This is a genomic window from Pseudomonas sp. YH-1, assembly GCF_051990045.1.
Classification (GTDB): Bacteria; Pseudomonadota; Gammaproteobacteria; order Pseudomonadales; family Pseudomonadaceae; genus Pseudomonas; species Pseudomonas nicosulfuronedens.
Map to the genome: position 1 here is coordinate 596,921 of NZ_CP178184.1, position 12,496 is coordinate 609,416.

Below are 12,496 nucleotides of genomic sequence, written 5' to 3' on the forward strand. Positions count from 1 at the left end.
TTCCAGATGAGTTACGAACTGGAATACTTAGAAAACTTATTAGCCGGCCCAGCATACGCTGGGCCGAGCCTTTAAAAAGTCGCCAAATCACACAAGAGATTAAAGGTCTAGTCCTAATGTGGAACAGCCTCTGGCAATATAGAAGCTTTATATTAACATCCATTCGAAATGAATTGGTTTCCAGATTTTCGAGAAGCCGACTCGGCGGAGTTTGGATGATAATAAACCCATTAGTTCAGGTGGCAATATACGCTCTGATTCTGTCCAACGTCCTGGCAGCAAAATTACCTGGAATAAACAATAAATATGCCTATGCAATATATCTCACGGCAGGCACCATTGGCTGGTCCCTCTTCCAGGAAATAACCTCAAGGTGCCTGAATGTCTTTATTGAGAATGGCAACTTGATGAAGAAAATGCGTTTCCCCCGCATAACACTGCCAGCTATCGTCGTAGGATCAAGCCTGCTGAATAATGTGCTGCTTATTCTTTCCGCCATTTGCGCTTTTGCTATCGCAGGCCACATCCCCAACGCAAACATATTTTGGCTGATACCACTGACACTATTGGTCGTCATGCTCGCAACCGGCCTGGGGTTGCTTTTCGGCATATTAAATGTCTTTGTCCGGGATGTCGGCCAAGTTATTCCGATCATTCTCCAAATACTATTCTGGTTCACCCCTATAGTTTACCCCTTAACAATAGTCCCAGCATGGCTTTCTCCATACATTGGACTGAATCCTATGATAGGAATAATAAGCGGCTACCACGATGTGATTCTGTATTCTACAGCGCCTGATGTTTCCAGCATGTTCACAGCTTTCATTGTAGCCCTGGCACTCCTGACACTCAGCCTTTTCCTCTTCCGAAAGGCCGCACCGGAAATGGTGGACGTACTATGACCGTCCTCAGCGTAAAAGGCGTTGGAAAGTCCTATCGCACCTACCACTCTGAATGGCAGCGATTCGCTGCTTGGTTTGGTATTCAAAGTAAAAAAATCGTTGATCACTGGGTCATCCAAGATATTAATATTGATATCCAGCGCGGCGAGTCGATCGGGATCCTCGGTAAAAATGGAACCGGAAAATCGACCCTGCTGAAAATCATAAGTGGCACCCTGACTCCATCAACTGGCTCCGTCGAAAGTAGCGGGCGAGTAGCAGCTATTCTCGAACTTGGCATGGGATTTAACCCTGAGCTTTCAGGAAGGGAAAACGCTATCCACTCCGCAGGGCTCATGGGATTCAACAAGGAAACAATACTCCAAGCGCTTCCAGACATTGAGCAATTCTCTGATATCGGAGAATACTTCAATCAGCCCGTCAGGACCTATTCCAGCGGCATGCAGGCACGCGTCGCGTTTGCAGTCGCCACAGCGTTTCGACCAGACATTCTTATTGTTGATGAAGCACTCTCTGTCGGTGACGCTTACTTTCAATCTAAGTGCTATAAAAGAATATCCGAATTCAAGAAGCAAGGAACATCTTTAATTCTAGTAACACATTCGACCGGTGATGTCGTAAAGCATTGCGATAGAGCCATCTTCATGAGAGAAGGGCGAATTTTAAAAGATGGGAATCCGGCCGAAGTCACCAACCTCTATCTTGATGATTTATTTGGCAAGAAGCGCGAAAGCTCTAATGCAAACGCTCCGACGACCAACGACTCGTTTACGACTAGCCATGCAGACGTATTCAGTACACGCCCTGGCTATCGCAAAGAAGAACACCGCTGGGGAAAGGGTGGTGCAACTATCCTCGACTTCAGCATCGACAACGAAAAAGAGAAATTCCCCCCCCAAATAGAATGCGGCAGCCGTATAAACATCAGATTCAAGGTTAAATTTACCGAAAATCACGGCAACGTTGTTCCTGGCATATTGATTAGAACTCTCGAAGGGCTGTATCTATATGGGACTAACTCATATATATCCACTCACGGCAGAGAACTGATCTCCGCCGAAGCAGGAAGCACCCTTGCATTCACTTTTTCGCTCCCCATGAGTCTAAACGAAGGCGACTACATGCTTTCTTTTGGAGTCTCCGCAGGGTCACTACCCGGAGAACTTACACCATTAGAGCGCAGATATGATTCAGTTATATTTCGAGTAAGCCGTGCACAACCTATCTGGGGCCTTATCGACTTGAATGCCGAATTTCAAAGCACCGAGTTAATACCATGACCAATTCCAACATCACGACTATTACCCAAAAGGTCCTGGAATTACCAGAGGTCTACCAGCCAATATTTGGGCACGCAGAATATACTGCTACTGCATCGAGAGAGTGCGAGGACCGGCTAGCCCAGATAATCAAGGTATATAGGGCTCTCTCCAAGTCTCTCGATCGCCCTCTGCGCATACTTGACATTGGATGCGCGCAGGGATATTTCAGCTTGAACCTCGCCAAAGCAGGTGCAACAGTCCTCGGCGTTGATTATCTAGAAAGAAATATCGAACTTTGCCGAGCATTGGCAGATGAAAACCCAAGCTTCAATATCAGATTTGAACTTGCCAGAGCCGAAACAATCATTGAGAGCCTTCAGGAAGATGAATTTGATTTAGTCCTTGGACTAAGCGTATTTCATCACATCATATATGAAAAAGGCATACCCTTTACTTCAAAACTACTAAACCAGGTTGCCGAAAAGTCCAAAGTCTCTATATTTGAGTTTGCGCTAAAAAGCGAACCACTTTATTGGGGCAATGCGCAGCCAGAAGACCCCAGGAGCTTACTCGACGGCTTTCCATTCACCCATGAGCTTTCGAAACACCATACACATCTCTGCGAGATCGAGCGCCCTCTCTATGTCGCCAGCAAAAAGTACTGGGTACTAGATGGTCTCGCAGGCAAGTTCGACCACTGGAGCGACTCTCCTCATGCACTGGAGCAGGGAGCTCATGGAGGAACACGACGTTACTTCTTCGCCGAAGATACGCTTGTCAAACTGTTCCGAGTGCCAAACGAAAGCCATAAAAGCAATTTCACAGAGCTAGCCAATGAGAGCGCTATTCTCGATAAGCTTCCAAACTCTCTCCGACCGCCCAGAATAATTACCTTCGGCCAGCATGAAACTGAAGCCTGGCTCGTACGCACACTGATCCCGGGAATTCTCCTTCTTGATATTATCAAGGAAAACATCCCGATCGACGCAACAAAAGTACTGCGCAGCATATTAAAGCAGACGGAGGACCTAGAGCGCCTAGGCTATTATCATAATGATATTCGCACATGGAATATCCTTATAACCCCTGAAGATGATGCACTTCTAATTGACTATGGTGCAATCTGCGACACCCCTCAAGATTGCACTTGGCCAGACAATATATATCTATCTATCTTCATACTTTTAAAAGAGATATCCAGCCAAGATATCTCTCCACCGACACCGATCCGCCCCCCAAACATAAGCCCCTATAATTTACCGCCCCCTTTTAATCACTGGGCCGCTCAGCTTTGGCAGAGGCCGCTGGAACAATGGAGTTTTTCACTTATGGCCAAAGCATTGGATGCGCCTGCCAGTGGCAAAGCTGATATTATCGAGTCCCCCCCACAACTGTGGGAGCAGAAGATGGAATCTGCAATCAAGTTGATTCTAAATCACGAGCATGAGAGCAGAGCCACCACCAAGAAAGAGATACTAAGTATCGAGGAGCGCCTGACCCAACAGCAAGCTCATAGCTTTGAGTTACTGAAGGATGAGCTTAGTCTACAACGGGCTGAGCTTCGAAAGGTCTCGGATCTAGCTGTGACCAACGCCAACCGGCTGGACAATATTAGGGGTGATATTAAGCAAGATATCTCGGGGGAGTTTCAGTCCTTACGCGATATTTTAACCAATGTCGCCAGCACGAGTTTCAATGCCGACGCTCTGCGCAGTTCGCTGAGCGAACTCAACGAATTAAAGAAAGCGTTGACAGAAAAATACGCCGAACTAGATATACGATACAACACGCTGAACGAACTCTTCGAGCTAAAGAAGGCGCTCACCGAAAAAGATGCCGAAGCACACAGCTGGCGGCAAAGAACTTACTTGGCAGAGAAAAAATCCCTAGACCTGGTACAAAGTACCTCGTGGAAGATAACTGCACCAGTACGCCATGTGAGCTTGGCACTGTCAAACTTCCCACGGAATAGGACGATTAATCGACTGATCATAAGCCCGACCAAGCGCGCTTTTCGCCCCGTAATTTTGGGCGCCCTATATTACTCTCGCAGACATCCACGCTTGCGAAACGCACTTGGTCGTCTCTTGCGTCTTGTTCCAGCACTACACAAGAAAGTCATCAGAATGGAACAGACGCCGCTTACACCTATCCAACCACCGATTATATATCCGGTCAAAATGTCAGCAAGGGCTAGGCAAATTTACCTCGACCTCGACAACGCCATCAATAAAGAGCAGAAGGGACGTCAGCAGTGAAAATTTTGATTGACCTTCAAGGTGCGCAAAATGCAAGCCGTCTGCGCGGTATTGGCCGGTACTGCAAATCGTTGGCTCGCGCGATAATACTAAAATCTGACGAGAATGACGTAAGAATCCTGCTGAATGGACTCTTCAGAGATACTGTCGAAGAGATAATATCCGAATTCTCAGACATATTACCTCGGCAAAATTTTATTATATTCGAGGCACCCCACCCCGTAAATGAGTTTGAAGAAGAAAACTCGTGGAGAATGCAAGTAGCTGAACTTCTCCGTGAGAAACTCATTGAAGATTTAGCTCCAGATGCACTTCTAGTTTCGTCGCTTTTTCAAGGCAGCATAGACCAGAGCGTGATTTCTGTCGGGAGTTTTTGCACCACCATACCGACAGCTGTCATTCATTATGATTTAATTCCTCTTCTCAATAGCGACACAATTCTTTCATGGAAACCTGCGCATGACTGGTACCACCGAAAGCTAGAGTCGCTTGGCCGAGCAGATATACTACTTGGAATATCGGAGCATGCTAGCAAGGAAGCGACGGAACACTTGAAACTTCGCGCCGATCAGGTCTTCACGATATCTTCCGCAGTCAGCGATACCTTCGAGAACAGCAACCCTTCAATCGACCAGTCACGTCAACTACATTCTCGCTACGGAATATCCCGACCGTTCCTGATGTATTCTAGCGCCTACGAGCAGCGTAAGAACTTCGATGGCCTGATTCAGGCATACGGCATGGTCTCTTCAGAGGTCAGGAGTGCATTTCAACTCGTTCTGGTCTGCAAGATAGACGACGACCAACGCCAGGAACTCGAAAACTGCATCAGCAACGCCACCTTGAGCGCGGAGGATGTAATCCTCACGAACTATGTTTCGGACGACGATCTAGTAGGCCTGTACAGCACCTGCCACGCATTCATATTCCCCTCACTGCATGAGGGCTTTGGGCTACCGATTCTCGAGGCCATGCGGTGTGGATGCGCGGTTATTGGCTCCAACACGAGCAGCATCCCTGAGGTCATTGGCCGCGAAGATGCACTGTTTGACCCCAAGTCTCCCGATAATATGGCCAAGAGCATTGAGAGGCTTCTGACAGACCAAGACTTTCTGGCTGAATTGAAACTGCACGCAGTCGCGCACTCCGCAAATTTCAGTTGGGCGAGATCCGCAGAGCTTTGTCTTGAGGCGCTAACGAGCATCGTGCAGAGTCGATCTCCCCACCCCGCCACTCGAGCAACTTCACGCTACGACGACCTTATTTTGGCCATTACGAAGGTGCACGCAAAAGTTGGCCCAACGGACGTTGATCTGATGCACACTGCTGCAGCGATCGCCCGCAATGAACAACGTGCTCGGGTTTCTAACTTGCGGAGTTCCGAGTTCGCTCCACTGAACTGGCGTGTCGAAGGACCATTTGATAGCAGTTACAGTCTGGCAATTGTAAACAGAGAGTTTGCTCGGGCGCTGCACGATCTCGGGCACAACCCAATTTTGCATTCGACAGAGGGACCTGGTGACTTTGAGGCGAGCGAAGAGTTTCTACTTAGAAACCCGGATATTTCGCTCATGCATAAGCAAGTGAACGAGTTCCCGCAATCGGCTGCGGATGTTGTCAGTCGAAACCTATACCCTCCTCGAGTGGCTGACATGCGCGGTCACCTCAACCTACTCCACCAATATGCCTGGGAAGAAACGGGCTTCCCTCGTGAGTGGGTGAAGAGCTTTAATGAGCACCTAGACGGGATCGCCTGCGTCTCAACCTATGTTGAGAAGGTTCTGATCGACAATGGTGTTCGTCTCCCAATGACAGCCGTCGGCAACGGAGTTGACCACTGGGAGCGTATCCAGGCCGCAGACGCCCCACGATTGATGGTGAAAAGCTTCCGCTTCCTCCATGTTTCGTCCTGCTTCCCGAGAAAAGGCGTCGATGTGCTACTGAAAGCATATGGAATGGCGTTTACACAAGCCGATGACGTCAGCCTGATTATCAAGACCTTCCCAAATCCGCATAACGACGTACACAAACTCCTCTCAGAAGCCAAGCGTCTTTCGCCCAACTATCCCGATGTTCAGATCCTGGAAGCTGACATGACGGATGGGGAACTGAAGTCCCTTTATCAGCACTGCCATGTTCTAGTCGCCCCCAGTCGCGCCGAGGGCTTCGGGCTGCCCATGGCTGAAGCGATGCTCAGCGGGCTTCCCGTAATCACGACCTCGTGGGGCGGGCAATTAGACTTCTGCAACGCGGAGAATAGCTGGCTCGTTGACTACGAGTTCTCCAAAGCAACGACTCACTTCAAACTATTTGGATCCGTGTGGGCAGAACCCAACGCAGAGTCACTAGCGACATGCATGCTGGAGGCGTTCAGAGCATCAGATAATGAGCGACGGCATAAGGCGGATGCGGGAAAGCAATTTTTGTTAAGCCAATTCCGCTGGCGTCACGTCGCTGAAGAGTCTGTTCACTTTGCGCAACAATTGAGAAGCGGGGAGACTGAAGCTCCCTCACTCAGAATTGGTTGGCTTACCTCTTGGAAAACGCCTTGTGGAATTGCCAGTTACTCCGAGCATTTGATTGCATCCATGCCCACTGAGCAAGTTCAGGTTTTTGCATCCCACATTGGTGAATCCGATAGCGAATCAGGTCGTCCCTTTACCCGATGCTGGAATCAAGGCAAGGACCATAATGGACTCTCCAACATTCATAGCTTAATAGCTGAACATGATATTAATACTGTCGTTATTCAGTTCAACTATGGATTCTTTGACTTCAATGAGCTCAGTGAGTTTATCAATCGCTGCGTCAACGATGGGCTAGTCGTAGTTGTCATGCTTCACTCGACAACTGATCCTGCAGGCCAACGCCCCAATCTGCAGCTTGCCGAGCTTGCAGCCTCGTTTAGTAAGTGCCATCGATTATTGGTTCACTCTACTGGCGACCTTAACCGCCTCAAAAAACTGGGGCTCGTAGATAATGTTGCCATCATCCCCCATGGAGTTCTGGACTACTCCCGTCCTGAAGCACCAAGAGACATCAATTCGATACCCGTTATCGCCTCGTATGGCTTCTGCCTCCCGCATAAGGGCCTTCCCGAACTACTCGACGCGTGCGCCATATTGCGCGATCAAGGCACGCCCGTCCGGCTGAAGTTGGTCAACGCCCGCTATCCGACTGACCCGCAGTCAGCCAACCTGATAAAACAGCTTACGGACGCTACTCAGCGCCTAGATATGGAGGGTTTGGTAGAGATACACACTGATTTCCTCAGTGACATCGAGAGCCTCTCGCTCCTTTCCGAAGCAGATCTGCTGGTGTTTGCTTATCAACAAACAGGCGAGTCTTCCAGTGCCGCCGCACGATATGGATTGGCAACAAAACTACCGGTTGCAATCACCCCTCTGAGCATCTTCGATGATATCGAAGGTGCGGCCTTCCGCTTCGAGGGTACCAGTGCACAACATATTGCAGCCGGAATCTCTGAAATCCTAAACTCGATAAGCACGGGGTCGGAATTATCACAAGAAATCAGTGCTGCGGCGAAGAACTGGTGTAAGCATCACACCTATCCGGCTGTCAGCACTCAGCTATCGGATATCATTTCGGCTATTCATACTCAAAGAGAGCGGCAGAACGTCTACTCTTAACCCAGCAGAAAAGGGCAGCTCAGCACAACCTGAGCTGCCCCTATTTCAATTGAGCCCCAGAACTTTCCTGACTTGATCACTGAACGAGCCTGCCAAGGATGCGCTGGCATACCCACTTATGTGATCACCATCAAAGAACAGAGGACGACCGTCAGTAGTAGCGACTCTGCACTCTGCAGAACTGCAAAGCCAATTGACAGGATCCCATATGGAAATATCGGAATTGACTCGGATTAGGTCAGTGATGGTGCTCAGTATTGGTGCGCGGAGCTTTTCAAACTCCACCCTCTGGATGACGGTGGTGTCTGCTACCGCCTCATCAACACAAATCGGGTTGCCACGATTAAACCAATCAGAGCAGCGATAGGGAACTTGACGAAACACCGGCTTCGGTGCCTCAACAATGACCTTAACACCCTTCTGAGTGAATTTTCTCAGCACATCTTCCGCATATATTTCACTTTCACTACGTCCAAGCTCTGCTTCGGTGCTGAATATCTTGTGCATAGTTACTTGAGGATCGAAGCGCGCAAACTGGTCGACAAAGCGAGGCATGCGCAGCCCCGCCATAAACAGAACGTCGCCAGATTTTGAGCGTTGCAGCATATCGTCCAAAGATACTTTTATATTTGCCATACACCCAGGATTGTGAAGATCCCTTGATGGATCGAAGCTCACAAACGGGCAGCCCCCATTGGAGTAATAATAGGCGGAGAACCCGGTGCGCCGAACAAACGCACGCATCATTGGATCGTATGCTCCAGCATGCGAGTCGCCAATCAAAAATACCGAATGCTGTTGCTCTTTACCCGAAGCGCAGTTCACAGCCTTGTAGCGCAGTACTTTTGCACCGTTGAAATCCTGCCAATCCAAAGCGGCATCGCAGACACTCGCCTGCTCCACAGGTACATCACCGACTGGATACCAATCTTGTGCATTTCGAGTGACAATACTCTGAGATATACGAGGTTCATTTGACGCTATTGACGATGCGATCCACCATCCTGATGCGGCGACGGCAATACCACCAAGTGCGACCAGAGCATTGGGTAGTTTTCGGAAGATTCCGGAGTAACGCAAAGGCCTCTCAACGAGATGATAAGACGCCATGGAAAGGATCAGCACCGTCAGAACCGCAGCACCTCGCTGAGCACCACCTTCCAACCCGACCGTCCAGCGGAACAGGACGAAAACAGGCCAATGCCAGAGATACAGCGAGTAGGACAATCTGCCAATATATAATGTTAAAGGATGGGTCAAAGGAGCAGTCAGGCTGCCATTCAGTTCTCGGCCATGGAGAAAGAAGATGACACCGACCGTCCCAATTACTGGCAAAATCGCTCCTGGAAAAGGGAAAGCGTCCGCACGGGACACTACCAACCCCAAAACCACCATTGCAATGGATATTACGAAGCCGAATTTTTCGAGCGTCGATATATCGCCTGCCGTATCGCCCCTATGCCGATAGTAAAAGAAGATTGCCATCAGAGAGCCAGCACCCAACTCCCAAAACCGGCTGGCGATCATATAGAAACCGTACGTTGGATTTACCTTCGCAAGCCACCAAGCAACTACGATCGATGCCATTACAGCAATAACCGTCAAGAGCACTGCAATACGGCGCCATATACCACCCAATATCCAGAGCAGCATGATGAGCGGATAAATTAGATAAAACTGTTCCTCTACCGCAAGCGACCAAGTATGAGTGTATGGATTAAACTCAACGCGCGGAGAAAAATAATCATTCTGCGTGGACGCCAGAATAAAATTACTCAAACCAAAAAATGCAAATTTTCCAGTCTGGATATTTGCCTCACTCAGCCATGCAGAAGGTATATATATAGCTGCGACTAGAGAAGTCAGCAAAAGACAGGTCACCAGCGCTGGCAATATACGTTGCATTCGCCTACTATAGAACCAAGCAATAAAATGAAAGAGCCCCTTCTCACGAGGGTATTTCAATACCGATGCCGTCACCACAAACCCGGAAATGACGAAAAATACGTCGACGCCAGAGAAGCCGCCGGGCAACCATTGCCCATGCAAGTGGTAGATTATTACAGCCAGCACAGCCAACGCCCTCATTCCATCTATATATGGAAAGTAGGCCTGTTGTTTTCTCGACATTATTCCGACGCCTGGAAAGGAAACATTCAGATCACGCCATTGATCGGGAAAAATCCCCCCGCAATCAACAGCTGAGTATCCACAATCATCGAGCCCCAATGGACCCCTTCATTTGCAGGGAAGAACTATACCTCAATCGCCCCTCGCCCAAGCAACGAGCTTGGACCTTCCGGCCGTTGCGCCAACCAGATCAGTTATTGCCCCCAGATCGGCTCCGACCGAGAGCTTGGTCGGAAACCCTACTCAATCAATCTGTTGGACGTGGTCAGCTTGCTCCATCGGCGTTATGATCGCGCCCCTTAGGACGAGCGCTCAGCTCAGCAAGCCGTACGTAAGGAAAGAGATTGATGAAAGCTATCGTTACCGGAATTACCGGGCAGGATGGCGCCTACCTGGCCCAACTCCTGCTTGAAAAAGGCTATACGGTCTATGGCACCTATCGCCGCACCAGCTCGGTGAATTTCTGGCGAATCGAAGAATTGGGTATCGAGAAGAGCCCGAATCTGCATCTGGTCGAATACGACCTGACTGACCTCTCTGCCAGCATCCGCCTTCTGCAATCCACCGAAGCCACCGAGGTCTACAACCTTGCCGCGCAGAGCTTCGTCGGCGTGTCGTTCGACCAGCCGCTGACCACCGCCGAAATTACCGGTATCGGCGCAGTGAACCTGCTGGAAGCTATCCGCATCGTCAATCCGAAGGTGCGCTTTTACCAGGCGTCCACCTCTGAGATGTTCGGCAAGGTGCAAGCCATTCCGCAAACCGAAGACACCCCGTTCTACCCGCGTAGCCCCTATGGTGTGGCCAAGTTGTACGCTCATTGGATGACCGTGAACTATCGCGAGTCCTACGATATCTTCGGTTCGAGCGGCATCCTCTTCAACCATGAGTCGCCGCTGCGCGGCCGCGAGTTCGTGACCCGCAAGATCACCGACAGCGTTGCCAAGATCAAACTCGGCAAGCTTGATCGCCTGGAACTGGGCAACCTCGACGCCAAGCGTGACTGGGGATTTGCCAAGGAATACGTGGAAGGTATGTGGCGCATGTTGCAGGCCGAGAAGCCTGACACCTACGTTCTGGCGACCAACCGCACCGAGACAGTCCGCGATTTCGTCAGCATGGCGTTCAAGGCCGCCGATATCGAGCTGAGCTGGAAAGGCTCGGAAGAGTCCGAGCAGGGCCTCGACTCTAGTGGCAAGGTCCTAGTCTCCATTAACCCGAAGTTCTACCGGCCCGCCGAAGTGGACCTGCTGATCGGCAGCTCGGAGAAAGCCAAACGCGAGTTGGGCTGGGAGCCCAAGACCTCTCTCGAACAACTCTGCAAAATGATGGTCGAAGCGGATCTACGCCGAAACGAACAAGGCTTCTCGTTCTAAGGGGATTCGCATGCCAACCGCTCTCGTCACCGGGGCCTCCGGATTTACTGGTCGCTACATGATCAACGCGTTACACAAGCGCGGCATGAGGGTCATAGGCCTTGGAAGCGGCGCCAGTGCCGCAGACGAGATGCTGGCGTGTGATTTGACCGACACGGCGGCAGTCAATGCCGCCGTTGCCCATGCCCGACCGGACTGGGTCATCCACTTGGCGGCTCTGGCTTTTGTAGGGCATGCCGATCAGGGAGCCTTTTACAATGTCAACGTGTTTGGCACGCTCAACCTGCTCGAGGCAATCGGCAAACTGCCGGAAAAGCCGCAGCGCATCCTGATTGCCAGCAGCGCGAACATCTACGGAACCCCCGGCGTCGAGGTGATCCATGAACAGATCTGCCCTGCACCGGTAAACCACTACGCTTGCAGCAAACTGGCTATGGAGCACATGGTTGCCACTTGGTTCGAGCGCCAGCCAATCGTCATTGCCCGCCCCTTCAATTACACTGGCCCCGGACAGGATGAGCGTTTCCTGATTCCCAAGATCGTGGCTCACTTTGCCCAGCGTAAGGAGCAGATCGAACTGGGCAATCTGAATGTAAGCCGTGACTTTTCCGATGTCCGAGATGTAGTAGATGCCTATGTGCATCTTCTGGAATCCGGAATCCATAGTGAACGGGTGAACATCTGCTCAGGTCGCGCAATAGCACTGCAGGAAATCATCTCAATGATGGAGGAGATTGCTGGCTATCGCATTAGTGTCCAAGTCAACCCAGCATTCGTGCGCGCCAATGAGATTCCTGTGCTGCGGGGCGATAATCAGCGCCTCCAATCAGCTACCGGTTTCAAACCGCACCATGCTCTGAAACAGACCCTCCTGGACATGTTCAGCAGCGCTTCGGCATCACTGAAATCATAAGGCAC

7 protein-coding genes are annotated in these 12,496 nt (G+C 50.3%); 6 read left to right on the top strand and 1 reads right to left on the bottom strand.

Features of this window, described 5'->3' with window-relative positions; translation table 11 throughout:
- The first annotated feature begins 116 nt into the window (after positions 1-116).
- From ACKI1H_RS02715 to ACKI1H_RS02730, 4 genes are read left to right on the top strand one after another with little or no spacing between them, the layout of a single operon-like run.
- Positions 117-902 carry an ABC transporter permease gene (locus ACKI1H_RS02715; RefSeq protein WP_440467600.1) on the top strand — a complete coding sequence of 262 codons (786 nt, stop codon included), beginning with the start codon at positions 117-119 and terminating at the stop codon, positions 900-902.
- On the top strand, positions 899-2,182 hold the full coding sequence (locus ACKI1H_RS02720; RefSeq protein ID WP_440467601.1) for an ABC transporter ATP-binding protein: 1,284 nt from the start codon (positions 899-901) through the stop codon (positions 2,180-2,182). The genes ACKI1H_RS02715 and ACKI1H_RS02720 overlap by 4 nt, the downstream gene beginning before the upstream one ends.
- Positions 2,179-4,422 (top strand): methyltransferase domain-containing protein, encoded by a 2,244-nt coding sequence (locus ACKI1H_RS02725; protein WP_440467602.1) that lies wholly within the window; start codon positions 2,179-2,181, stop codon positions 4,420-4,422. The genes ACKI1H_RS02720 and ACKI1H_RS02725 overlap by 4 nt, the downstream gene beginning before the upstream one ends.
- Positions 4,419-8,072, top strand: coding sequence for a glycosyltransferase (locus ACKI1H_RS02730; protein ID WP_440467603.1), 3,654 nt, complete (start codon positions 4,419-4,421; stop codon positions 8,070-8,072). The genes ACKI1H_RS02725 and ACKI1H_RS02730 overlap by 4 nt, the downstream gene beginning before the upstream one ends.
- 45 nt (positions 8,073-8,117) lie before the next feature.
- Here the strand turns inward: ACKI1H_RS02730 and ACKI1H_RS02735 are convergent, their stop codons facing one another.
- On the bottom strand, positions 8,118-10,202 hold the full coding sequence (locus ACKI1H_RS02735; RefSeq protein WP_440467604.1) for an acyltransferase family protein: 2,085 nt from the start codon (positions 10,200-10,202) through the stop codon (positions 8,118-8,120).
- Positions 10,203-10,549: 347 nt separating this feature from the next.
- Between ACKI1H_RS02735 and gmd the strand changes: the two genes are divergently transcribed.
- The gene (gmd, locus tag ACKI1H_RS02740) at positions 10,550-11,578 is read left to right on the top strand and encodes a GDP-mannose 4,6-dehydratase (protein WP_440467605.1); all 1,029 of its coding nucleotides are present in this window, start codon (positions 10,550-10,552) and stop codon (positions 11,576-11,578) included.
- Between the two features lie 10 nt (positions 11,579-11,588).
- Positions 11,589-12,491 carry a GDP-mannose 4,6-dehydratase gene (locus ACKI1H_RS02745; protein ID WP_440467606.1) on the top strand — a complete coding sequence of 301 codons (903 nt, stop codon included), beginning with the start codon at positions 11,589-11,591 and terminating at the stop codon, positions 12,489-12,491.
- The last annotated feature ends 5 nt before the right edge of the window (positions 12,492-12,496 follow it).

Coding starts and splice junctions, on each gene's coding strand:
- ACKI1H_RS02715 (WP_440467600.1), top strand. CDS start 117: ATGTGGAACAGCCTCTGGCAATATAGAAGCTTTATATTAACATCCATT.
- ACKI1H_RS02720 (WP_440467601.1), top strand. CDS start 899: ATGACCGTCCTCAGCGTAAAAGGCGTTGGAAAGTCCTATCGCACCTAC.
- ACKI1H_RS02725 (WP_440467602.1), top strand. CDS start 2,179: ATGACCAATTCCAACATCACGACTATTACCCAAAAGGTCCTGGAATTA.
- ACKI1H_RS02735 (WP_440467604.1), bottom strand. CDS start 10,202: ATGTCGAGAAAACAACAGGCCTACTTTCCATATATAGATGGAATGAGG.
- gmd (WP_440467605.1), top strand. CDS start 10,550: ATGAAAGCTATCGTTACCGGAATTACCGGGCAGGATGGCGCCTACCTG.
- ACKI1H_RS02745 (WP_440467606.1), top strand. CDS start 11,589: ATGCCAACCGCTCTCGTCACCGGGGCCTCCGGATTTACTGGTCGCTAC.